Source organism: Shouchella rhizosphaerae (assembly GCF_036700015.1).
Taxonomy (GTDB): domain Bacteria; phylum Bacillota; class Bacilli; order Bacillales; family Bacillaceae_D; genus Shouchella; species Shouchella rhizosphaerae.
In genome coordinates this window covers 101354-123296 of the sequence record NZ_CP144921.1, presented here as the reverse complement: position 1 = coordinate 123296, position 21943 = coordinate 101354, and the positions used below count along the sequence as shown (strand labels likewise).

Genomic DNA, 21943 nt, shown 5'->3' with positions numbered 1-21943 from the left:
TAAACGTACGAGAGTCAAGCGAAGGAGGGCGTTATGGGTAAAGCTGACCGCCGTCGATGGGACGGCAACGTAAAGTCGATGGAGATTATTGCAAAGCCTCTCGACCAAATAACAGAGGATGACTTAATCTTTTTGCGCGAAAATTATACGTCAGCGGGTGGGTTGCTGCCTAACGCGTACTCAGGCGGCGCTTTCTTTACGCCAACACACGTAGCTCGCTTTATGTGGGACGCGCTAAAGCCGCTATTGCCTGCGAAACCGCGCGTACTAGAGCCGTCTGTAGGAGCGGGCGTATTCATAGAGCACGCACCGTCGGACGCGGAAATAACTGCGCTCGAACTCGATAAAACCAGCGCAAAGGTGACGTCCTTACTTTATCCGTCCGTGGCAGTAGTCGAAGGGGATGCGCTAACACACGACCGCCGCGACTATTACGATTTGGTTATCGGCAATCCTCCGTATGGGGTTAGCGTCGAGTTCGCGCCGCCATTTGAATTGGAGGAATGGACGCTATCAAAGGCGCGAGGTAGGCGCAAAGGGAAGTCAGAGGTTGCGTTTATCGAATTAGCGATTAAGGCCGTTAAGCCGGGCGGTTATGTCGCTTTTGTATTACCGACGGGGCTTGCGTTTGCTAACTATGCGAAAAAGCTGCGGGCGTATATGCACGAAACCTGCTGGCAAGTCGCTACTATCCTACTGCCGGGCGAAACTTTTGCCGCGACAGGTACGACGATAGCCACGCAGATATTGATTATACGCAAGGCGCCGCCAAACGCGAAGCTAGTCGAGCCAGCAACGAAAAAGTGGGGCAGCAACTTTAGGCGGTCGGATTTCGGCGACATTACCGACTATGGCGCGAAGTTCCTCGAGGGCCAGACGCCAGCATACTTTGCGAAAATAACAGACATCGGCATCGACAAACACGGAAAGGTGACGATACCGGACGGGGAAGAATCGCAACTAGACGCTCTGCTCGAAGACTTTACGGACGGCGGTCTTGTCCGCGAAAACCTGTACCCGCACATACCGTCATGGTACGGAGTGGATAAAGGGAACGAAGCCTTTTTCTTCTCGCACGGGAACGGGATGTGCGACGGCATTAGAGACGCAGAATACACGTACAGCGACGGGCCGCTACGTTGGCAGGAATTAACGCTAGGTGCTGGCGAGGAAATTGACGGGCGCGGTACGTGGTTTGACGCCTGTTTAGAGTGGCAGGACGACACATTAAAAAGCTCCGCTACAAAAACGTAACGAAACTCGGCAGCCGCAAATAACCCGCCTTTGTAAGGTTGCGGTACTTCACGCGACATGGGATCGGTTCTCTTAAACGCGCTATCCCTTTCACCTCGTCCGCAATGGCCGCGCGATAAACGGCATGTCTAGCGTCGGCCGGGACGCCAAGCTCAAGTATTCCGGCGGGCCTACCGTCTTCAAACGCGAGCAACCAGCCGAAGTCGCCAGCGGTACGATAGCCGGTTATTAATACGTCCTCCTGCGCGTAATTAACGTGCTTGAGCCAGTTTTTGGAGCGTTTATTAATGTAATAAGACGAGTCAGCGCGCTTAACGACGACGCCCTCAAGATTACGCTCCTTGACCGCGTTAAAATAAGCAGCACCGTTGCCTTCGACGTAGCTTACCGGAGCAACATTGGCGGGCTGTACGGCTAAGAGCGCGGTCAGCTCGGCCTTGCGGTCGATTAACGGCAAGCGCGTAATAGAGCGACCATCTACGCGGATAACGTCAAATGGGCAGTATATTAGCGGACGTGTCACCGAGGCCGACGCCACCTTTAGTGCGTTCGTGACGTGGAACCGCTCCATTAGCGCCTCAAAGTCGGGCGCTCCGCTAGAGTCCGACAATATAACTTCGCCATCAACTACGGTATCGGGCGGCAAGGCGCGGGCAAAGTCGTGTAGTTCCGGCATGCGGCGAGTGACGTCCGTTCCGTGACGTGTAAATATGCGGAAGTCCTTGGTCGGGGCCTTGACGATGATCAGACGGATGCCATCGAGCTTGAGTTCCGTAATATAGTCCGCGCCGTCGAAGGGGTTATTTATATCAACAACTTTGTGCAAAAGCATTGGTTTAATAGGTTTTATATTCATATGACGATTTTATCATTAAAAAGTAGTTGTTAGGTTAGGAGACTAATGGAAAAGGGGTGTTTATTATATACGATTACCCAGCGCTATCCCAGCCGCAACAAGTACGGTTATTACTCAGCGACATACATGCGTTACAAGCCCGCGCCAACAGCGGTGATTACACGGCCGTTGACGTCCTAGTCGACTTGGGCGCGGCCATTAAGCAAGCGAATTTAACGCGCAGACAACGCGAGGCCCTGCATTACGTATATATACGCGATATGACGCAAGCGGCAGGGGCGGCCGAAATGGGATCGCGCCAACAACGTGTTGCGGACTACGTAGCCGGAGCCGAGCAAAAGATCGCGGACGTGTACTATTATTGGGCGGGACATAAGGAGGGTTATGACGTATGAGGACGGCGAAGGACGTGATCGACGAAAACTTGGACGATGTAAAGGCGCGCATGGACGCGGTAGAAGCGTTTTATGTAGCTGCTCGCCTAGAAAGACGGAAAGTAAGCAGCGCCGACATAGACGCGCTTAACTCGTATGTACTGCGTGATGACTTACGTTGGAGCCATCCCGACAAAATGACGCTTATTGATTACCCGTTTGAGTCGGACACACAACGTAAGCGGCGTGATAATAAAAAGGCGCCTTACACGGTTGATGTGCTGGAAATTGGCGCTGACGGGCGGAGTCATCGTCTACCAACGCGCAAGAGGCGGTCGGCCTACGAAAATTGGTACGTTAACCACCATGCGAAAGCGCGTAATAAAGAGAGGCGCCGCCGCTACAATGCGTTTATTAAGACACAGCCAGTCGTAAGTTACTCTTTAAAAACGGGCGAATAAGCCCTTTTCTTTTTTATTTTTAAATTTTATGTGTACAGCGTACACTTTTTATGTTATACTTAAGGTAACAAATAAGAGGAGTTGGTTTCTAATGAAAAAACTACTTACGGCTACACTACTTGGCGCGGCACTCTTAACGGCTTGTTCGGCGCAAGCAGACGAAAAGGATGTGACGATTGACGCATTAGCAACGGAGATTAACGAACAAGCGGCTGAGATCGAATACCTCAAGAGCCATCGCGTTTATGTCGAATATGAACTCGTAGACATTACGACAGATGACCGCGGCCTAACGCAATATACGCTCAAAGCCGTTGACGAGGCGGTCATATACGACGATGACATGCCGGAAGGCGCGGAAGTAGGCCAGCGCTACAGATTCGAGGTTGATCCGAGCGGTGACGATGTAGTGGACGGCATTACGGCGGTCGAGCTTATTGATTAAATCGCTATTTCGCCGTATCCTAAAGGCGGAGGGGACGGCAATGTCTAAAATACCGAAGCTGCTGACTAAGTCCGATATGTCGACGCGCTGGAACTTGAAACGCAACGCAATAAAGAATCGCGAAGATAGACACGATGACTTTCCGCCGGTCGTACAACGCGTAGATAACGGCCGGACGCCGCTGTACTTAGAGGAAGACGTAATTAAATACGAGCAGAAACACGGATTGGCCCGCAACGATTAGCGGGTCTTTTTTGTGTCCGCGTTTAAATAATAGGCCACGACGCCTTTCACACGCTTCTTGACGAGATATTTCGCGCCACCGACATCGCCTATGCGGCCACGGTGCCAATACGTAAATGAGACGGTATTGCCCTGCGCAGTCGAGCGCGGTTTATCGTCTACGCGCAAGTTAGCCCGCGCCATGTACGCTTTAATGTCGCGCATGTCGGCAGATAGGCGAGCCAGCGCGTCTTTTATGAGGGCCGCGTAAACAGACGGATACTTAACGGGCAGGGCGGCGTTTTCGAATAGCGCGAGTTCCCGTTCGAGGATGGCGCGGGCGTAACGTGTATAAACGTAGGTGCAGGCGGTTAGCTCAGGCGAAGGGTCGGCGCCTTTGGACGGGGCAGGGACGCCGAATATCGCCTCTACTTCTTCATCATATGCGCTCATTACGAAACCTCCTTAACGTTATTATATGCGAATGAGCGTTCGTATACTAGCGGAAATTTACGGTAAAAAGCGGTAAAGTGTCCGATCGGTCGCATTAGAGTAGTGAAGGCCCCAAAGAGGGCGAATAAAACTTAAAAGGGAGCTGATTTACATGGCGGCTGAAAAAGAAGCGCGCGTAGTAGAAATGACCAGCGAGGGGCTAACGGTTAAATTAAACGTAGACGTATCGGAAGCGTTGACGGGGCTTAAGGCGGTGCAGCGCGAAGCTAAGATGGCTACGAGGGCCGTTGCGGAATTGGGAGCGTTCGGGGAATTGCGCGATATTAATTGGGATAGGCATGAAAATTTTATCCTGATTCTCGCCGCGAAAGAAGAAGGTATGACGTATTCTGACCGCGAGTTTGTTATCGTGTATCCGGCGGACGTGGCCGACAAAATAAACGATTTGCGCAAAGAAGGTTATAAAATCTTTACCGTGCTACAACCGCTTGGTGTCGTTGATGACTTTATGGCCGAGCATGAAGGCCGTAGAGAAAGATTGACTTCGAAGAGGGCGGTGCGTGATTAGTGATACGTGTAGCGAGGGTCGGAAACGAAATAATAGTCGTTGACAATGAAGATCAACTTGAGTTCGCCAGGGAACTAGATCGCGAAGAATTGCTGGCCGCGGTCAAAGAAGCGATTAAAGAAGCGACGCAAGATTTAAGTGCCTTAAAATATAAAAGCGAATAGGGGCGATATTATGACGCTAGACGAACGAATTAAGCATACAAGCGAACAGCACAACGTATCTGTCGAAAATATCCATGACGCGCTGGATTATTACGTAGGGGATTGGCCGGAAGAAAAGACGTTAGAGGCGATTGGCGTATTAGGCGACGGAGGCATTCACGGAAAGCGAGCGGGATTTGATTTGACGACAATCAGCAGAGGAATCGCCCTAAAAAGAACGCTTGCCTCGCGCTGTATCCTGCATGACGCGGGTTTATTGGAGGAATATCCGGATGAGCTACGCTAGAATTAAAACCGACGTTGTGGAGGCGTCAGTGGACGGAGAGTTGGCCGAAATAAGGTGCCTAGAGACCGGCAAGGTAGATTGGTACCGCCTAAACGTAGAGCCTGTCGAATACAGAAACGTCGAGAGGTGGATAAACAGCGTGATTAAGTCCGTACAGTCAATAACGATTGAAGTGTCCGGCGATTACTTTACCATCGAAAGTAATTGGGCGTCCGAATAGGGCGTCTTTTTTGCGTTTGGGTAACGAACGAGGCGGGTAAGTTCCGCCCGCCCTTCGCGTAAATAAACGAGGAGGGGAACGTTATTAAAGATTGGGCGATGATAAACCGGACAACCGGAGAGACACGAGAATTAACGGAATTTGCAGAGGCTAAAAAGCGCCAAGCGGACGGCCTTAAACGCCACCAAGAAGGGCGCCAGCAGGAATTTACATTCACCGACATGCGTTCGATTCCGAAGGTGATCGGCGCGATAAACGATAAGCATTGCGGCTATCTTCTGTACTTACAGTGCTTTATTTCGTTTGACGGCGGCATCCTAACGAATCCTGGCCGCGGCAAGACGCCAATGACCAAAGCGGACATACAGCGCGTGCTCGACTTAAAAAAGACGGCCTTCTACGAATTCTTTTCGTCGATGACGGAAAACGGAATTATTTACGAAGTTGACGGCAAATGGGCGGTTAACGACGCCTACCATTTCCGCGGCACTAGCGATAACCAGCACGTCATTAAATCGTTTACGACGAGAGTTCGCGAGCTGTATACGGCCCGAAACGCGAAGAAGCTCGGCTTTATTTACAAGCTGCTGCCGTACATTCACTTCGAAACGAATACGGTGTGCGCGAATCCTTACGAGGCGGCCGTTGAAAAGACGCAGCAGCTATCGAAGCAGGAAATCGCCAAGCTAACGGGCGTGAGCGAGAAGACCGTTTACTCGTATTTGAGGACGATGAAGCTAGGCGACGAGCACGTATTTGCGGAAATTAGGCGCGGAAAAGAGCGTTACTACAAGCTGAATCCGTTTATATTTTATCGCAAAAACGGACAGCCTGACGCTACTTTACGAGAGATGTTCCGGCTCGGTTTCGGTAACTGACGAATCGTCATCGGTAAATTCGCGGACAAAATCGGGGGTTCATCGGTAAATTCGCGGAAAAAACGGATAGAGTAGCATTAGGGAGGAAACGGGAGCATACGGGCGATTACGTAGGATTTTCGGCATATTGGATCGCGGAAAATCGGATATTATATCTTAGTCTTTAGTTCCGCTAATAACGATAAGGACAAAAGAAATTCGGGGGAAGACCGCCCCTCAGACTTCATTCGCTAACGCTCATTCGTCCATACTGTTTATCGCGGAATACCTTACTTAAATGATTATCGCGAAGAAAGGAATATTGACCGACGCCGTTAGGCGGAAGGTTGAGCCCTGGTTTTGGGCGATATGGTTTAAATGATTACCGTTCGCTATCGCTCACTTAGACTGCGGGATAAAAAGCAATCCCTTGTCCAATAAAACAAACGGAGGTATCACGAATATGAACGAAAATATTATCGAACACGCAAACGCAATCTCGACGTGGCTAAAGGAAAACGTTAATCCGCACACGGCCGTTGTTATCACGGACAGTGGCGTTAAGGTAGTCGCGGACGAAGCGTATGTGCCGCTCAATGATCGATAACCACGCGTTGCTCATTGCCGCTAGTTATTATGGCATAGGCGTATCTCAGGCGTTTAAAAATGCGGACACGTTACGCAAATCTAGCGTTTACAATATCGCAAGAATGGGCGTCGCTTGGCGCGATATTAAGCACGAAATAAGGAGGGCGTTACTATTAAAGTCTTACAAGCAATCCCATACTTAAATGACGAAAAGGTTCCGCACTGTACACATTTCGAAATTAAAGACGGCGAGAGTTATATCAAGTTTTTACTGACGGATGATACTCAGTATCTACTTAGTTCGCCTACGTCCTGTCTAAAGTTTAAGGTCGGAGAGTCTACCTACGAGGTTGGACAGATGGTCGTAGAGCTTTCGCACTTAGTATCTCCGGCCTCAGCTAACGAATTTACCGAAGTCACATTACGCTTAAGCAATTAACGATAAGGAGGAACGTACTTAAATGGCAAATCGAAAACTATCCGAAAAACAATGGGCGGCAATTGCTTTGCTGGCCCTACCGAAAAAGGGCGGACTTACTAACTTACAAATCGCTGAGCGAGTAGGAGTCGCGGAAAAGACGATCTACGAGTGGAAGAAGTCGGACTCATTTACGAACGCGCTGAAAGAACAGATTATGCGGAACACACTCGACCGCTTACCCGAAGTTATGGACAGCGTGCCCGACCATATTATTAACGACGGCAATGCGGCTATGTTGCGTACGTTACTACAGGCCCATTCGATGCTTACCGAAAAGGTGGACGTTAGTAATACGTCTGATCGCGCTAGTCTCGATGAAATGCGGGAACAAGTTGCGAAATTACGTGGGGATAAAAGCGGGGAATAATCCGGTAATTATTTGGCCTATTTTTCGCGGGTATTAATGCCGGAATTATTTAGCCGATTATTTGCCCGTATTTTTGGCGGATTATTTGCGGGCTATTAGCGGCTATTTTCACAGGGGTTATTACGGTATTAGACGGCCAATTAAACCGTTATTAACACGGGTATAATGCGGCAATTATATGGCGGATTATTACCGGCAATTATTCGGGGGATTACCGCGGCTATTATACAGTAGGAAGGAAGCCGGAATTGTGGGCGGTATTGTCCGCGTAAGGTTGCGTAAGTGGTCGCCTATTTTGCCCGGCGAGCGCCCTTCCCGCGTGACCCCTCGATCACTTTCGGACGCTCACCGCTGCCAGCGATTACCAGCGTATGCAGTATCGTATACATCGCGCAGTCCACGCTAGACGGACTGGTGACGCAGTGGCGCGGCTTGCAGCGTTGCATAAACGTTGTAACGTCGTGCTACGAAGGCGAACGCGGAAACCGTTGATACGAAAGGGTTCGCAAAAGTCGCTAGTTTACGTAATAACTTATTACCGGAACCAATTTTTGTATGCGGATGTATACCGTATGCAGGGGCGGATTCGCAATTTTGCGGGGCGGGTCGGCGAGACGGAAGGCCCCCGGGGGTGGGAAACGCGGCTGCCCCGACGCCAGGCGGATTTACCGCGCGAGAATCAAAAAATCACTTTGGTTTATCGTAACATGCCCGCCCTATCGTCATCAAACGTAATTTTGCCATCCTAAACGCATGCTATTAGCCGTTTTTATCGCGATCAGGTATAAACGGTCTACCCACGCTAAAAAACGCTAATAAGACGTAAATAACACGGAAAGGAGGCGTTGCTTATCGCGTGGCTAGATGGGCGCTGGCTTAACGCTAAAGAACGCGCCGAATATATCGCAACCTACACGGAATACCTCGATGCCCTCGACGAGGCTTACCCGAGCACCGCGGACATGGACGAGGACACGATGCTCGACTATCTCGAAAAGGCAGCGGAACTCGACCGCCTTGAGCGTATTCACCGCTGCGAGGGGAACTTACTTGAGTTCGCGATTGAATATTTCTCGGACGCTCGCAACGACGGCAACGACGGCAACTGGGACGGATTCGACGTTGAAAGCGTCGACGAAGCCCCGGCCTTTCACCGTGAGCTGACCGACCTAATGAACACGGTCTCTAACGATGAGCCTAACGCGAAGATAGCCGCAGCGGCGCCGCGGTCACACGCTAAGTCAACGTATCTTTCGAAGGCGTTTCCGGTGCATGAAGTCGTCTACAGGCGGCGCCGCTACGCCATCATTATTTCGGAAACGCCCGCCGTCTCTAAAGCGAATATGGAGTGGATACGGAACCAGTTGAAATTTAACGCGAAACTAAGGGCCGACTTTGGGCCGCTGCTCTCGCCATCCGACCAGGCGAACATCCGCGACAATAGCGAGGCCTTTATCGCGTGGTATCCCGACGGAGATCACCGCAAGCAGGTCGCTCTGGTTGAAGCGACATCGACCGGTCAGGCGTTGCGGGGACGTAACTGGAACGGATCGCGGCCGGATTTGATTATATGTGACGACTTAGAGGACGCCAGACCGGGCGGTAACGCGTCCACGCCGGAACAGCGCGCAAAATTGAAAGATTGGTTTTCGCAGACGGTCATGCCGCTCGGTGATCCGAAAGGCAAGCGAACAGCCTATGTCGTGATGGGGACTACCGTACACATGCAAAGCTTGTTAATGCACATCCTTTACAAGCGCTCGGATTTTAAGACGAAAGTTTATCGCGCGATCATTAAGGAACCGCGCAATATGCGCCTGTGGGACGAGTGCCGGGCGATTTATATAGACCGCAAGAATCCCAACCGTTTAAAAGAGGCTGACGAGTTTTATGCCGTCAATGAGGCCGCGATGCTAGAAGGCAGCGAAGTCCTGTGGCCGGAAGTGCAGCCGCTTTTGAAGCTGATGAAGTGGAAATGGGACAACGGCTCGAAGGCCTTTAATACGGAATACATGAACAATCCAATTGACGAAGAATCGATGGTCTTTAATCCGAATAATTTCAAATACCACAACGGAAATATTAACTGGCTCAAACACGACGTCGCCCTTGCGGTCGATTTCGCGATGGGCAAGGAGCGCGGAGACTATTCCGCAATCACAACGGTCGCACTCGATAAAGAGAGCGGCCTTATTTACGTTATAGATGCGTTTGGCGAGCGCCTAAAGCCCGATGAATTTTTGAAAGTAATCGTCGATAAGGTCGTTAAATATCAGCCGACTGTTATCGCGGCAGAGGCGCAGGCGGCGCAAGAGTTTTTTGTGGACGAACTTAAAAAGCAGCTACAGGCGGTTGGCTATCCGTCTGATACGCGCGTCAAGAAAATCAAGCACCGTAGCCGCAAAGAACTACGAATCGAAGCGCTTTTGCCGTCAATTGAAAACGAAACAATCCATTTTGATCGTAACCATGCGCTGCTACTCGAACAATTTGAGCAATACGGCACGGGCGCACACGATGACGTCATTGACGCGTTGGAAATGGCGGTATCCGCCGTCCACAAAGCGAATCGCAAAAAAGCCGGAACCGTCGGCACACTACGCTAAACCACACGAAAGGAGGCGATACCCATTTACGTTGACCGCAACTTAATTAATCCGTTCACCTTCGCGTCGCCGCTCGAAAAATTTATCGGCAGCCGCGAGTTTAATCGGATTTGTGAGGAAATTAAGCTTTATAGACGCTATGAAGGCGACTTGACCGTTTGGTCTGACTACGTTAAGCCGGACGACATCGACTATGATCCGTCGCAGATTACGCTTAACTACCCACGCAAACTGATCGACACTATCGCGGCGTGGCAGTTTGAGAAAGAGCCGAAGGTAGTCGTGCCGCCCGACGTCATTGACGACCCCGCGCAGATGGTGCAGCCGGGTTATACGCCTAGCGCCGAACAACAAAAAGAGAACACGCGGGCCAAGGCGAAAGAGCGGCTATTGACGTGGGTATGGGACGATAACAGAATGCACGAAAAGCTACTCGCAGCGGCTAAGGATCGCGCAATCACACGCACAGGCGTCTATGCGCGCTTACATTACGACAAGCGACGCGGAGATATTCGAATCTACTGGCATCCATCGACGGAAGTTATCCCGGTTTACGACGAATGGGACTGCGATGAGCTTAAGGAAGTCCACTTTGCGGCGTTTTTAGACGAAGAACAGACGCGCTATTGGCGGCTCTCTTACTATCTCGAATGGGATGAAGCCGCGCAAAACTACGATTGCAAGGTCGAAGAGTGGATTTTGGACGACCGTATGCAGCCCGTAGAACAACGCACACCTAGACAGTCGATGGGACTCGACTTTATACCGGTTGTACAAGTGCCCGCCGACAAGCTGACTGGATCGACAGAAGGATTTTCGGAATTGGAAAAGATAATCGACATATCTGAGGAGATCGACCGCAAGCTCAGCGACTTTAGTGACGCGCTAAAATTCGAGATGTTCGCAATTACGGTGCTTAAAAACGTCGACGAAGATCCGAAAAATCCGCTCAAAAAGTCGCCAGCGGCCATATGGAACCTGGGCGAAGGAACGCCGGAGACGGGAATGCCGCACGCTGAAAAGTTGGACGGTGGCTTTCAGTTTAAAGAGGCCATCGAAGCCTACATTGATCGCATGTATCGCGGCATGCACGATTTAATTGAAGTCCCCCTCTTAAATACCGCGGACATGAAGGTCGGCGGCCTTAACGACGTCGCTTTGCAGCAGCTTTACGCGATGATTATTAGTAAAACTCAACGCGCTTGGGTCGTTTGGCAATCGCGGCTCCAAACGCTTAACGAATATATTCTCCGATACATGAAGGCGCGCCAGGATCATCCGCGTTTTAAGTACGACAAAGAAATGCTCAAGCAAGTCGACGAATACTACGACAGCGAAATCGTGTTTAACTTGCCGATGCCACAAGACCGCGAGGCACTTATAACACTACTTGGAGACGAACTCGCGAACGGCATGGAATCGATCAAGGGCGCAATAGCACGCAGCGGCAAAGAGAACGCGGAAGCGAAGTTTTACGAAATCATGGAAGAGCGCAACTTCATGCAAAGGGCATCTGATCCGTATAATACAGCCGAGGATGAGACGCGTATCGACGAAGAAATCGAAGAGGAAGAAGAATAACGCGATTGTTTTGACCGACACGCTTATGTCATTAAACTGCGCGGCCGTGTTATTCGCAATTTATAGCCGACGGGCTTTAATCGGGAGGTTTTTATGCCAACAGAAGAAGAGTTGAAACAAGAAGCTGAAGCGACTGAAACCGAAACTACGGTTGAGGAACCGGAAAATAACCCGAAAGATACGGAACAGTCGAATGAGAAGACATTTACGCAAGCCGATATTGACCGCATTTTAGCTGATCGCCTTGAAAGAGAAAAGAAAAAGCAGGCTGAAACAGCGGAGAGGCTTAAGAAGCTAGAAGAGTACGAGAAGGCCGAAGAAGAACGCAAAAAGGCGGAAATGACCGAAGCCGAGCGTTTGAAGGCCGAAAAAGAAGAAGCGGACAAGAAAGCGGCAGAAGCCGCGGAGGAAGCAAAAAAGGCGCTAGAAGCCGCGAACAAACGGATTATCGATACTGAAATCCGCGCAATCGCACGTAGCCTTAACGCGAATGATCCGTCTGACGTACTCGCGCTCATGGACAAATCAGGCGTAGAGATTAACGAAGACGGCAGCGTAAAAGGCGTAGAAGAAGCGGTGGCCGCCCTAAAAGAGGCGAAGCCGTGGATGTTTAAGGCTCCGGTTGGGGCCGACGCAGCAGGCGGAAGCAATCCGGCCAAGACGAATGACAACACGGAGATTGCCGCGAAAGAGCGGGAATTGGCCGAAGCGAAGGAAAAAGCGCTTAAGGACACACGCTTCGCGGGCGCAGTTACGAAAATCTATAACGAGCTTATCGCGCTCAAATCTAAAAAGTAATTAGTCGTCCATAGGGCGGCTTTTTAATTACAAAACAAATACAAATCGAAAAGGGGAAAAATAATGGCAGTAGCAACTACTTATGATTTTCAACAGCAAGTACGTCAAATGCAGGCGAATGTCGATCTTATTTTAACGAAAGCGCCGGTGCTATTCGGTCTTATCGGAAACGGTGAAGGGTTAACGCAAACGAAGTTCGAGTGGCAGAACGACTATCTTAACTCTGATACAGGCGAAGTAGCGGCAGCGGCCGACGCAGACGCAACGGAAATCGAAGTCAAAGAGGGCGACGGTGTTAAATTTACCGTGAACGCGCTCGTACAAAACGGCCTGGAAGTTATGAAAGTAACGGCTGTAGATGGCGACAAAATCACGGTGCAACGTGGTTATGACGCCACTATCCCGGAAGCAATCGATGCTGACGCGGAACTAAAAGTAATCGCACGCCCACGTCCAGAAGGCGAGGAAGCGTTTAGACACAACGAAATCCACGACCGTATCGTATCGTTTAACTACTCGCAAATCTTTAGCCGCTACGCGAAAGTGTCTCGTACTCAACAACAAGTACACACATACGGCGTAGCTGACGAGTTGAATTATCAAGTTAACTTGCGTCTACAAGAAATGCTGCGCGAAGTTAATAATACGCTAATTTATGGCCGTAAATTCCAAGGTGCTGGCGACTCACAACCGCGTACAACAGGCGGCCTATTTGCGTTCGCCCAAGAGCAAGGCTCGGTGTCCGTCGATATGGGTGGCGGCGAGATCGAAGCCAAGAAGCTAAATGACGCTGTCGAGGGAACGTTTAAGCGCGGCGGCCACGTAAACACAATCGTCTGCGGCCCGAACGTAGCACGTCAAATCACGAAGCTTGGCGGCGATACTATCCGCACAACTCGCGGTGAGACTACGAGCGGATACCAAATCCTATCGTTTATGTCTGACCTACCAGGTGGCGCGGTATCAAGCGTAGTTGTCGACCTTAACATGCCGAAAGATCGCGCGTTGTTAGTTGACACGAACTTGATTAAAGCTCGCTACATGCAGCCGTTTTACGATCAAGACGCTACTAACCCAGGCGCGGACTACTTTGCGCGTGTTATCCGCGGCGAACTCGGATTTGAGATCAAAAACGCTAAAGAATCAGTCGCGGTATTAACTAATATCTCTAAGACTGTCAGCTAATTAACGGGGCCTCGCGCCCCTCTGACGATTAACTAACGAAAGGAGACGATAATTTGTCGTTAACAGATAAAGACGTAAAACGACTTAACCTGTCGATGCCAGTCGCAAACGACGTCAAGTTAGGCGAAATCCTAAAGGCGCTACAAGAAGCAACTGGCGGAGATGGCGGCGAAATTACAGTAGCTTGGGCGGACGTAACCGGAAAGCCTTCGACATTCCCTCCCGCCGCACATACACACACTATCGCTCAGGTAGACGACTTACAAACGGAACTAGACAGTAAGCTCGAATCTGTCGCGTGGGGAGACGTCGGCAGCAAACCATCTACATTTCCTCCGGCCTCACACACGCACACTATCGCGCAAGTAACCGGACTACAAGCGGCTCTCGACGATCTACAAGCGGAGATTGACGCTTTAAAAGGTGACGGAGGCGGATCTTAATGGAGCGCGCGACGTTTAAAGCAGGCGTACCCAACTACGAATACAACCGAGACGGTATATACGCGCACTTTAACGGGCAGGGGTTGCTCGTAACGAACGACGCGAAGGTGATCGCAGCATTATCGACAGCCCAGCCGTTTATTAAGCGGGTCGATGAGCAGCCGAAAGCAGCGCCTAAAAAGACGCGCGCTAAGACACCGAAAAAATAACGAAGGAGGCGACGCCATGACGGTAGAGGAACGGCTGAAAACGCGATTAAAAAAGGTGCCCGGCGTCACTGAGACGGACTTGGCCGAATGGGTCGCCGAATCCGTTGCGGAATCAGGATTTACGGAAGAAGAGAATCCCAACGCGGTACTATATTTAGCGCTCGCTATCGCGTACGAAACGATTGCAGGCGATGCGGCGCGATATTTTTCTTATGTAGACGGCGAAGAATCCGTTGACAAATCGATGATATTCGCCAACTACATGAAGATGGCGGCACAAGCGCGGAAACAGTATCGAGGCTATTTACGGGGACGTGGCGCAAGCCAAACGCACCTAAGACGGGCAGATGAATCGAAGCGGGTGAGCGATTGTGACGAAGACAGCGCAGGAACGCCTTAACGACATTTTTGAGCGGATGGCGAAGGATTACAAAAAGCTGAGCGCCAAGGAGCAACAATTTGCGATTAAGGAGTTTGCGCGAGTCAGAGGTGATTTGTCTGACCTGTTATCGGACTTTGCGACCAAGGACGGAACTATCAAGCGTCAGCGCATTAACCGACTACTACGCGAATTGGACGAAATCGAAACGGCCTTGAGGCGTTACGGCATGGACGCAATGAATCACGCTATTGACTCCTCCGCAGCCTTTGCGACAGAGCGAATAAATAAAGCGTTTGAGCGCGTAGTTGGACGTCCGGCCATCAGCGGCTCCATGGCGCGCCTTAACAGAGACGTGGCTTTATACGTAACAAAGCGATTTGGCTACGACGGCCTAGTGCTGTCTGACCGCGTTTGGCGCTTGGCGGGCGATCAACGGGACGATATCGCTAAGGTATTGCGCTCGGACATTTTGCAAGGCGAATCGACGAGTAAGATGATCGCGGACGTGCGGAAAGTACAAGACAACGAAACGTGGAAAATCAAGCGGTTAGTTATAACGGAGGGCAATACAGCTTATCGAGTTGCGACGTCATATAACGCAAGGCGCTCTAGTCTCGTTAAGGCGCTGGAACTCCATCCGGGCGCTAAGCGGTCGCCCGCCTGTTCGGATTTGTCAAACGAGGATCGGTACGGATTAGGTCGCGGCATCTTTTTGCCGGATGACCCGGACATTTACAATCCGCATCCGCAATGTACCTCTTACTTGACATACGTACTCGACGGAAGTGATTACGAAGATTAAGGAGGCGTCAAATTGTTAAACGAAAGCGACATCGATTTTATATATGAAACGCGCATGGACGTAGTACAAGGGCGCCGTCGCCGTATCATCGTTTATTACGAAGTCGAGGGCGAAAAAGACCCGATCACGGGCGAAGGTGGTACGGAAACGCTCGATCGCGCGGTCGAAAGCGTCGTTACGGAAGTCGACTCTAAATTTAAGATGAAGCGCGAACTATTTGGCGGGATCGAGTTGTTGAAAGGTGACATCTGGTTTAGCGTGGAGATCGACTTAATACACGATATCGACACGAAAATTGTACGCGTAAAGTACGAAGACGTAATTTATGAAGTACTCGCGCAAGATCGCAAAGGGATAGGACGCCGCAACCGTTGGGAGTTTCTAGGGAGGCGACAGTCATAGCGAATATATCGATAAAAATTGAAGGCCTTGACGGCGTACTCAAATCGCTGTCTGACGAGGTTGCGCGGAAACAGTTCGACTTGGAGACGGAACGCACAGCCCGAAAAATGGCGAACGCTGCCGCTAACAATGCGCCTCGCGAAACTGGCGCGCTTAAAAACTCGCTAGTGGCGTCCGTGCGCAAAGAGGCTGACGTTGAGTGGTCGTTTGGCTCCGACTTGCCATATGCGCAGCGACAAGAGTACGAACACGCGACGAAAAAGGCGTTTGTACGCCGCGCTATTTGGGACAATGAAGACGCTTATCGACGGGCTATGGCTAAGATAGCGGGGAGGATCGGAAAATGAATCAGTTGGACATACAGCATTCCCTCCGTACCTACTTCGCGGCCAAGCACGACATGGAAGTCGTTTGGATTTTCGACGGCGTCAAGCTGCCGACGGTAAAGCCGTTTATGACGATTGAGCAAATGCAAAACAATACGTCCGTCCTGTCTAAGATGCGCGACGCTGTCCAAACGTTGTATCGCTTCCAAGTCGGATTACAAGCGGTATCGGCGTCACAGCGGGCGCAATTACAGGAGCAGATACATCGCGGACTTTTGTTCGATAGGATTCCGTTGCTCGACGCAAGTAACCCGAGCAGTCCCGCATCGGGCTTTTTTGTCGTTGAAGGCGACATTTCGGTCACGCCGATTAGCGCGGAAGACGTATCGGACAAAACGCAATATCACAAGGTTTACTTCGACGTTACCGTCCGCGCGACGTTTAACGCGAAAACTATACAAGGGGGAAAATAAATGTCGGCTATTGAGTACAAAGGCGATGAGTTTTTATATGCGGTGGCAGTAGAGGACGACGAAGGCGAAACGCTAATTCGTCCGTTTAACCAAACGGGCGGTAGTACGAACATTTCGTCTGACAGCATCGACTTGGCGACGAAGGATAAGAGCGGGTCAGATTACGGCAACGTGACGCAAGAGGTATCGTTGGAGGGCTTAGTTACCGAGGGCGACCCGTTTGTGGACTACGCTAAGAAAGCGATCCGCAAAAAGAAATTCCTAAAAATTTACGAGATCAATACGCGCACGAAAGTCGCAGAACATGGCATGTACATGATTTCGTCATTCGAGCGCAGCTACAGCAACGGAGAGTTCGCGACATACTCGCTGTCCGGTACGCTTAACGGGGACGTAACAGAAGAGACATTGACGGAAGTGCCGGAGGGCGCGCCTACTACGGACGACAACACCGACACGCCCTAAGCAGCCCGAAAATCTCAGCGTAACAGTCACGGACACGGAAGCCACGTTAGCTTGGGATTAGGGCTAAAACAGAAGGAGGCTAAATAATGGCGACAACTTATAACGTTTATCGCGATGGAGTAAAAGTAGCAAGCGGCCTGACAGCAAAAAGCTACACGGACACAGACTTAACACCTAGCACGACATATGAGTACTACGTTACCGCGGAAAATGAGTACGGTGAGTCCGACCCATCCGCTACGGTTGAGGTAACGACAGATGCACCGCATGAGCCGCCTGCTGCGCCGGAGGGTCTAGCAAGTACGGCACAAACAGACACGACAGCAGACTTAGAATGGTCTTAATTTAACGGCGTCCTTGCGGCGCCTTTTTAAATACGAAAATAACCGAGAGGATGATAATACATGGCAACTTTTACGATGGACGGCAAGGAGTACGAATTAAAACTAACTTATCAAGGCGTAACACATTTAAACGATACAGTGGAGGGCGGTTCATTTGGTTTAATCGGTAAAGCACTCATGGGCGACATCGGAGTATTCGCGAATATTGTTCATGCGGGCCTGATGCACCACGGCAAGAACTTTTCCTTTAACGAAGTCAAGGAAGAGATCGCTGACCAGATCGAAAAAGAGAAGCTCGACGCGCAAGATATTTTTCGCATCAGCAACGAGGTTGTAACGGATAGTTTTTTCTACAAAAGTCAGGCCGAGAAGTTAATGGCGGACAATCCAAAAGCAGCCGAAGCATTGAAAAAACTGAAAGCCTAAGCGAACTCGAAGGCCTAACGGAGGTAGAACGTCAGCTAGCGGATAGCTGGCGCTATTTGCGTTTGGAGCCGACGCAGTTTTATCGCCTAACGCCGCGCGAGTTTCAAATACTCCTAGCCGCCCAACGCGACCGCATGCACGACGACTTTGAAAGAGCGGCACGCATAGCGCTTATGCACGAACAGGCAGCGCGCGCGAAAAAGCCGAAGCTGTCCGACTTGTATCAGCGTCCGACTGCGACGCACAACGACGAGATGCTTGCGGAAAAAGCCAAGGAAGCGGAACACGCGCAAGAATGGCTCGACCAGTTTGCGTTCGAAGCGCGTGAATAACGAACAGGAGGCGATTTAATGGAGCAAAACATCCTCGTCAAAATAGGCGGGGACATATCGGGGCTGTCGCAATCGTTATCGCAGGCTGGATCGCAGCTATCGCAGTTTACTCGCGACACGCAGTCGGGCTTCCAAGCCGTGGGTACGGCCGGAAAGTGGATAACGGGGGCTGGCGCGGCGCTAGCGGGCGGCCTCGGAATGGCGGTCAAGACGGCGATGAACTTTGAGACGCAGATGTCACGGGTAGGGGCGCTGAGCGGGGCGACCGATAAGGAGTTAACGAGCTTAACGGATACCGCGAAGCACCTCGGTAATACGACAGTTTTTAGTGCAAGCCAAGCTGCCGATGGAATGGCATTTCTGGCAATGGCTGGATACAAAACTAACGACATAATTTCGGCAATGCCAGGACTCTTAAATATGGCTGCCGCAGGACAGACCGAATTGGGTGAAACTGCTGATATTACCAGTAATATCCTGCAAGGGTTTGGTTTGCAAGCAGAAGAGACTGGAAGAGTAGCCGATGTCTTGACGAAAGCTTTTACCAATTCTAACGTAGATTTACAAATGTTAGGGGAAACTATGAAATATGTCGCTCCCCAAGCGGCAGCAGCGGGATTTTCGTTAGAAGAAATGGCAGCGGCCAGTGGTCTATTGGGAAATGCTGGAATTCAAGCATCCATGGCGGGCACAAGTTTACGTGGAATGCTCGAACGTTTCTCCGGCCCTGTCCCGAAAGCTAAAAAGCTTATGAAGGAACTCGGAATCGAAGTCGTAAACGCGGACGGATCGATGAAGTCCCTCGCAGACATCGTCGACGAGGTAACGCGAGCCACCGACGGCATGGGCGAGGCGCAAAAACTCGCCGCGGTCAAGACCCTAGTCGGCTCACGGGCCTCGGCGTCCTTCCTCGCGCTAATGGAGGCGGGCGGCGACTCATTACGTGACTTCACGAAGGAACTCGAAAATAGTGCGGGCACGGCGGAGGAAATTGCCGCGAAGCAGCTCGACAACTTGAACGGTTCCTTCATCTTGCTTCAATCCGCGCTAGAGGGCGCAGCCATCGCGCTATCGTACGCGCTAGTACCGGCCATCCGATTTGTGGCCGACTTTTTAACGACACTGGTATCGATGTTTAACGGGCTGTCCGAAAACTCAAAGGCGCTAGTCGGAGTTCTTTTAGCGTTAGCGGCAGGCTTCATGCTTATAGTTGGCCCGCTTATGATCCTTATCAGTATGATACCGGGCTTTATCGCGGGCTTTGGCGCAATCGCCGGCATGCTCGGCATCACGTCGACCGCGTTAGCCGTTATACTCGGAAAAATCGCGCTAGTCGCAGGCGCAATCATTCTTATTCCGTCCGCGTTATACATCGCGTACCAGGAGTTCGAGTGGTTCCGTAATGCGTTGGCCGCGATATGGAACGGAATAGTAGCGTCTGCAAATTGGGTGTGGAACGCGCTTAAAGCGGGAGCGACCGCAGCTATTAGTGGACTTTCCGTCGCCTTTAGCGGTCTTTCCGCCGCTGCCGACAACGTTGTGCCTGCGTTAATGGCGGCGTGGAAATGGTTAACACAGACCGCGGTCGTTATCGGAGAGCGTTTAATTCCCGTAATCGATACGCTAAAGACGGCCTTTGCGGGCCTCGGCGTTTTGTTAACGGGCGACTTCGGTCGGGCGGCGGAAATACTTGCGCAAATACTACCGGAGCCGGTCGTCAGCGCGATTATAGCTGGCGCGGAGTACGTAAAGGGGGCGCTGACTAATCTCGTAACCGCGGTATCAAACGCTTTTCTAAACGCGGACTTTACGGGCATAGTGCAGTACATTCCGGCGATTATCGGCATCTTTCTCGGTGGTCTGCCGCGGCTAGTGCTCGCAGGGGCATCGTTTTTGCCGCACCTTGAGCAAGGTATTAAGACGTATCTACCGGCGCTACTCGACGGCCTAGTTAACCTCGTACAGTCGCTAGTTGATTCGTTTGTGCAAGCATTGCCGGGCTTTCTCACCGCGGGCATGGAGATCGTGCACACGCTCATCGAGGGCATTTTGATGGCGCTGCCGGTTATCTTAGAGGCGGCCGTAATGCTAGTAACGACATTGGTGCAGATGATCGTCGAAAACTTGCCGATGCTGCTCGAATTAGGCGTAAGCATTATTACAACTTTGTCCGAGGGCATATATACGGCGATCCCGCTGATTCTTGAGTTAGCCAACACGCTATTATCGTCTATCGTAGAGGCGATTACGACGTACCTACCGCTCATCTTGGGCGCGGGTGTCATGCTCGTGGGCGAGTTACTAAACGGTATACTCACTGCCCTTCCGCTTGTCATCGAAATGGCGACGAATATTATGAACTCGATGGTTGACACGATATTAACGTTGTTGCCTTTGCTGATTGAAACAGGAATGACGTTACTCATGACGTTGATTGAAGGCCTCGTTGCCGCGCTACCTGAACTACTAAACACGGCGCTAGACTTAGTGTTGGCGGTCGTAAATATGATTATCGATAGTTTGCCGATCATTATTGAGGCGGGCATACAAGTCGTGCAGGCGCTTATTGAGGGCATTGTCGCGATGTTACCTAGTCTCATTTTAACAGCGTTGGAACTAATTATAACAACCGCGGGCATAATTATGGAGAACCTCCCAACGATCTTGCAGGCGGGCGCGGAAATACTAATAACCCTCGTTAAAGGTATCTTTAGCATGCTTCCGACTTTAATAATGACGGCGTTTATGTTAGTCGCGGAAGTAGGGGCAACGCTTATAGATAACCTGCCGACAATACTAGACGCGGGCAAGGAGTTACTACTAGCGTTGATCCGCGGAATAACCGAAGTCCTACCTATGCTTATCCAAACAGGCTTTGAGCTTATATTTGAGTTGATAGGCGCGTTGTTTACGTTGCTGCCTGAGATACTCGCTGCGGGTGGTGTATTACTTTGGGAGTTAATAAAAGGTATCGCTGCGTTGATTCCTGAGCTAATTTCCGCTGGTTGGGATGTAGTAGTCGCTTTGGCAGGAGCCATCGTCGAAAGCGTCCCGAAACTCTACGATGCTGGCGTCGACCTAATCAAAGGCCTGTGGGAAGGTATCGGCTCGGTGAAAGACTGGATCATGGGCAAAATCGGCGGCTTTATGGACGACATCGTGGGCGGCATTAAAAACTTCTTCGGCATCAAATCGCCATCACGATTGTTTCGCGACGACATCGGACAGTGGCTTCCGAAGGGCCTAGCGGTCGGCATCGAAGGCGACCTCGGCTCTGTCGACAAAGCAATCGGAGCCATGACCGCGCTTGTACCGCGTCAAATCGATCCGCCCCGCATGAAACCGCTAGAAGTCGCGCGCCCGAACGTTAGAGGCAGCGGAGGGTTAACAGGCGTCATTGAGCGTCAAGATACGGCGACCAACGCAGCCCAAGCGCGGCAAGGCGGAGGTATTACGCTCGTCTACCAAGGTAGCGGAACACGCGAGCAAGCCGATGAGTTTGCGGACTGGATCAGCGAACGCCTCAGCGCACAGGCGCGCATGAGCGATTTATACAACGGCATTAGATAACGT

General features: G+C 51.0%; 28 protein-coding genes. 26 read left to right on the top strand and 2 right to left on the bottom strand.

Annotated elements, in window-relative coordinates; translation table 11 throughout:
• Window positions 1-33: 33 nt before the first annotated feature.
• The gene (locus V5G21_RS00685) at window positions 34-1254 is read left to right on the top strand and encodes an HsdM family class I SAM-dependent methyltransferase (protein WP_338465101.1); all 1221 of its coding nucleotides are present in this window, start codon (window positions 34-36) and stop codon (window positions 1252-1254) included.
• Here V5G21_RS00685 and V5G21_RS00680 read toward each other — a convergent pair.
• Window positions 1241-2110 (bottom strand): ATP-dependent DNA ligase, encoded by an 870-nt coding sequence (locus tag V5G21_RS00680; RefSeq protein WP_338465100.1) that lies wholly within the window; start codon window positions 2108-2110, stop codon window positions 1241-1243. The genes V5G21_RS00685 and V5G21_RS00680 overlap by 14 nt on opposite strands.
• A gap of 56 nt (window positions 2111-2166) precedes the next feature.
• On the opposite strand from V5G21_RS00680, the gene V5G21_RS00675 reads away from it, so the two are divergent.
• The 3 genes from V5G21_RS00675 to V5G21_RS00665 all read left to right on the top strand — a co-directional run bounded on the left by V5G21_RS00675 (window position 2167) and on the right by V5G21_RS00665 (window position 3390).
• A complete protein-coding gene (locus V5G21_RS00675; RefSeq protein WP_338465099.1) occupies window positions 2167-2505 on the top strand; it encodes an RNA polymerase subunit sigma in 339 nt (112 codons plus the stop codon).
• The gene (locus V5G21_RS00670; RefSeq protein ID WP_338465098.1) at window positions 2502-2945 is read left to right on the top strand and encodes a hypothetical protein; all 444 of its coding nucleotides are present in this window, start codon (window positions 2502-2504) and stop codon (window positions 2943-2945) included. The genes V5G21_RS00675 and V5G21_RS00670 overlap by 4 nt, the downstream gene beginning before the upstream one ends.
• A gap of 91 nt (window positions 2946-3036) precedes the next feature.
• On the top strand, window positions 3037-3390 hold the full coding sequence (locus V5G21_RS00665; protein ID WP_338465097.1) for a hypothetical protein: 354 nt from the start codon (window positions 3037-3039) through the stop codon (window positions 3388-3390).
• A gap of 240 nt (window positions 3391-3630) precedes the next feature.
• On the opposite strand, the gene V5G21_RS00660 is transcribed toward V5G21_RS00665, so the two are convergent.
• Window positions 3631-4065, bottom strand: a complete 435-nt coding sequence (locus V5G21_RS00660; RefSeq protein WP_338465096.1) for a hypothetical protein — start codon at window positions 4063-4065, stop codon at window positions 3631-3633.
• Between the two features lie 151 nt (window positions 4066-4216).
• On the opposite strand from V5G21_RS00660, the gene V5G21_RS00655 reads away from it, so the two are divergent.
• From V5G21_RS00655 to V5G21_RS00550, 22 genes are all read left to right on the top strand, one after another.
• Window positions 4217-4633: a hypothetical protein gene (locus tag V5G21_RS00655; protein WP_338465095.1), complete on the top strand. Its 417-nt coding sequence runs from the start codon at window positions 4217-4219 to the stop codon at window positions 4631-4633.
• Window positions 4633-4797 carry a hypothetical protein gene (locus V5G21_RS00650; RefSeq protein WP_338465094.1) on the top strand — a complete coding sequence of 55 codons (165 nt, stop codon included), beginning with the start codon at window positions 4633-4635 and terminating at the stop codon, window positions 4795-4797. The genes V5G21_RS00655 and V5G21_RS00650 overlap by 1 nt, the downstream gene beginning before the upstream one ends.
• A 10-nt stretch (window positions 4798-4807) precedes the next feature.
• A complete protein-coding gene (locus V5G21_RS00645; RefSeq protein ID WP_338465093.1) occupies window positions 4808-5083 on the top strand; it encodes a hypothetical protein in 276 nt (91 codons plus the stop codon).
• A 318-nt stretch (window positions 5084-5401) separates the two neighbouring features.
• Window positions 5402-6181, top strand: a complete 780-nt coding sequence (locus V5G21_RS00640; RefSeq protein ID WP_338465092.1) for a helix-turn-helix domain-containing protein — start codon at window positions 5402-5404, stop codon at window positions 6179-6181.
• A gap of 442 nt (window positions 6182-6623) precedes the next feature.
• The gene (locus tag V5G21_RS00635; protein WP_338465091.1) at window positions 6624-6767 is read left to right on the top strand and encodes a hypothetical protein; all 144 of its coding nucleotides are present in this window, start codon (window positions 6624-6626) and stop codon (window positions 6765-6767) included.
• Between the two features lie 442 nt (window positions 6768-7209).
• Window positions 7210-7596, top strand: a complete 387-nt coding sequence (locus V5G21_RS00630) for a phBC6A51 family helix-turn-helix protein (RefSeq protein WP_095305137.1) — start codon at window positions 7210-7212, stop codon at window positions 7594-7596.
• Between the two features lie 1172 nt (window positions 7597-8768).
• Complete coding sequence (gene terL, locus V5G21_RS00625; RefSeq protein WP_422397441.1) at window positions 8769-10202, top strand: phage terminase large subunit; 1434 nt, start codon at window positions 8769-8771, stop codon at window positions 10200-10202.
• Window positions 10203-10352: 150 nt separating this feature from the next.
• Window positions 10353-11783 carry a phage portal protein gene (locus V5G21_RS00620; RefSeq protein WP_338465088.1) on the top strand — a complete coding sequence of 477 codons (1431 nt, stop codon included), beginning with the start codon at window positions 10353-10355 and terminating at the stop codon, window positions 11781-11783.
• A 93-nt stretch (window positions 11784-11876) separates the two neighbouring features.
• Window positions 11877-12581, top strand: a complete 705-nt coding sequence (locus V5G21_RS00615; RefSeq protein ID WP_212952904.1) for a phage scaffolding protein — start codon at window positions 11877-11879, stop codon at window positions 12579-12581.
• A gap of 63 nt (window positions 12582-12644) precedes the next feature.
• Entirely contained in the window at window positions 12645-13766 is a 1122-nt protein-coding gene (locus V5G21_RS00610; protein WP_095305134.1) for an SU10 major capsid protein, read from the top strand.
• 53 nt (window positions 13767-13819) lie between these two features.
• Window positions 13820-14209, top strand: a complete 390-nt coding sequence (locus V5G21_RS00605) for a hypothetical protein (protein ID WP_212952912.1) — start codon at window positions 13820-13822, stop codon at window positions 14207-14209.
• Window positions 14209-14418 (top strand): hypothetical protein, encoded by a 210-nt coding sequence (locus V5G21_RS00600; RefSeq protein WP_212952915.1) that lies wholly within the window; start codon window positions 14209-14211, stop codon window positions 14416-14418. Before V5G21_RS00605 ends, V5G21_RS00600 begins: the two co-directional genes overlap by 1 nt.
• Window positions 14419-14434: 16 nt before the next feature.
• A complete protein-coding gene (locus tag V5G21_RS00595; protein WP_338465087.1) occupies window positions 14435-14818 on the top strand; it encodes a hypothetical protein in 384 nt (127 codons plus the stop codon).
• A gap of 208 nt (window positions 14819-15026) precedes the next feature.
• Window positions 15027-15602 carry a hypothetical protein gene (locus V5G21_RS00590; RefSeq protein WP_338465086.1) on the top strand — a complete coding sequence of 192 codons (576 nt, stop codon included), beginning with the start codon at window positions 15027-15029 and terminating at the stop codon, window positions 15600-15602.
• Window positions 15603-15614: 12 nt separating this feature from the next.
• Complete coding sequence (locus V5G21_RS00585; RefSeq protein ID WP_338465085.1) at window positions 15615-16004, top strand: hypothetical protein; 390 nt, start codon at window positions 15615-15617, stop codon at window positions 16002-16004.
• Window positions 15974-16351 carry an HK97 gp10 family phage protein gene (locus V5G21_RS00580; RefSeq protein WP_338465084.1) on the top strand — a complete coding sequence of 126 codons (378 nt, stop codon included), beginning with the start codon at window positions 15974-15976 and terminating at the stop codon, window positions 16349-16351. The genes V5G21_RS00585 and V5G21_RS00580 overlap by 31 nt, the downstream gene beginning before the upstream one ends.
• Window positions 16348-16803, top strand: coding sequence for a hypothetical protein (locus tag V5G21_RS00575; protein ID WP_338465083.1), 456 nt, complete (start codon window positions 16348-16350; stop codon window positions 16801-16803). Before V5G21_RS00580 ends, V5G21_RS00575 begins: the two co-directional genes overlap by 4 nt.
• Window positions 16804-17268 carry a phage major tail protein, TP901-1 family gene (locus V5G21_RS00570; protein WP_212952934.1) on the top strand — a complete coding sequence of 155 codons (465 nt, stop codon included), beginning with the start codon at window positions 16804-16806 and terminating at the stop codon, window positions 17266-17268. It abuts the gene before it with no gap.
• Between the two features lie 86 nt (window positions 17269-17354).
• Window positions 17355-17612: a fibronectin type III domain-containing protein gene (locus V5G21_RS00565; RefSeq protein ID WP_095305126.1), complete on the top strand. Its 258-nt coding sequence runs from the start codon at window positions 17355-17357 to the stop codon at window positions 17610-17612.
• A 60-nt stretch (window positions 17613-17672) separates the two neighbouring features.
• Complete coding sequence (locus V5G21_RS00560) at window positions 17673-18038, top strand: tail assembly chaperone (protein ID WP_338465081.1); 366 nt, start codon at window positions 17673-17675, stop codon at window positions 18036-18038.
• Window positions 18039-18100: 62 nt separating this feature from the next.
• Complete coding sequence (locus tag V5G21_RS00555) at window positions 18101-18370, top strand: phage tail assembly chaperone (RefSeq protein WP_338465080.1); 270 nt, start codon at window positions 18101-18103, stop codon at window positions 18368-18370.
• An 18-nt stretch (window positions 18371-18388) separates the two neighbouring features.
• Window positions 18389-21940, top strand: a complete 3552-nt coding sequence (locus V5G21_RS00550; RefSeq protein WP_338465079.1) for a phage tail tape measure protein — start codon at window positions 18389-18391, stop codon at window positions 21938-21940.
• The last annotated feature ends 3 nt before the right edge of the window (window positions 21941-21943 follow it).

Coding starts and splice junctions, on each gene's coding strand:
- V5G21_RS00600 (WP_212952915.1), top strand. CDS start 14,209: ATGGAGCGCGCGACGTTTAAAGCAGGCGTACCCAACTACGAATACAAC.
- V5G21_RS00590 (WP_338465086.1), top strand. CDS start 15,027: ATGGACGCAATGAATCACGCTATTGACTCCTCCGCAGCCTTTGCGACA.
- V5G21_RS00595 (WP_338465087.1), top strand. CDS start 14,435: ATGACGGTAGAGGAACGGCTGAAAACGCGATTAAAAAAGGTGCCCGGC.
- terL (WP_422397441.1), top strand. CDS start 8,769: ATGAACACGGTCTCTAACGATGAGCCTAACGCGAAGATAGCCGCAGCG.
- V5G21_RS00645 (WP_338465093.1), top strand. CDS start 4,808: ATGACGCTAGACGAACGAATTAAGCATACAAGCGAACAGCACAACGTA.
- V5G21_RS00615 (WP_212952904.1), top strand. CDS start 11,877: ATGCCAACAGAAGAAGAGTTGAAACAAGAAGCTGAAGCGACTGAAACC.
- V5G21_RS00660 (WP_338465096.1), bottom strand. CDS start 4,065: ATGAGCGCATATGATGAAGAAGTAGAGGCGATATTCGGCGTCCCTGCC.
- V5G21_RS00640 (WP_338465092.1), top strand. CDS start 5,402: ATGATAAACCGGACAACCGGAGAGACACGAGAATTAACGGAATTTGCA.
- V5G21_RS00565 (WP_095305126.1), top strand. CDS start 17,355: ATGGCGACAACTTATAACGTTTATCGCGATGGAGTAAAAGTAGCAAGC.
- V5G21_RS00610 (WP_095305134.1), top strand. CDS start 12,645: ATGGCAGTAGCAACTACTTATGATTTTCAACAGCAAGTACGTCAAATG.
- V5G21_RS00575 (WP_338465083.1), top strand. CDS start 16,348: ATGAATCAGTTGGACATACAGCATTCCCTCCGTACCTACTTCGCGGCC.
- V5G21_RS00550 (WP_338465079.1), top strand. CDS start 18,389: ATGGAGCAAAACATCCTCGTCAAAATAGGCGGGGACATATCGGGGCTG.
- V5G21_RS00685 (WP_338465101.1), top strand. CDS start 34: ATGGGTAAAGCTGACCGCCGTCGATGGGACGGCAACGTAAAGTCGATG.
- V5G21_RS00670 (WP_338465098.1), top strand. CDS start 2,502: ATGAGGACGGCGAAGGACGTGATCGACGAAAACTTGGACGATGTAAAG.
- V5G21_RS00560 (WP_338465081.1), top strand. CDS start 17,673: ATGGCAACTTTTACGATGGACGGCAAGGAGTACGAATTAAAACTAACT.
- V5G21_RS00570 (WP_212952934.1), top strand. CDS start 16,804: ATGTCGGCTATTGAGTACAAAGGCGATGAGTTTTTATATGCGGTGGCA.
- V5G21_RS00680 (WP_338465100.1), bottom strand. CDS start 2,110: ATGAATATAAAACCTATTAAACCAATGCTTTTGCACAAAGTTGTTGAT.
- V5G21_RS00635 (WP_338465091.1), top strand. CDS start 6,624: ATGAACGAAAATATTATCGAACACGCAAACGCAATCTCGACGTGGCTA.
- V5G21_RS00665 (WP_338465097.1), top strand. CDS start 3,037: ATGAAAAAACTACTTACGGCTACACTACTTGGCGCGGCACTCTTAACG.
- V5G21_RS00630 (WP_095305137.1), top strand. CDS start 7,210: ATGGCAAATCGAAAACTATCCGAAAAACAATGGGCGGCAATTGCTTTG.
- V5G21_RS00655 (WP_338465095.1), top strand. CDS start 4,217: ATGGCGGCTGAAAAAGAAGCGCGCGTAGTAGAAATGACCAGCGAGGGG.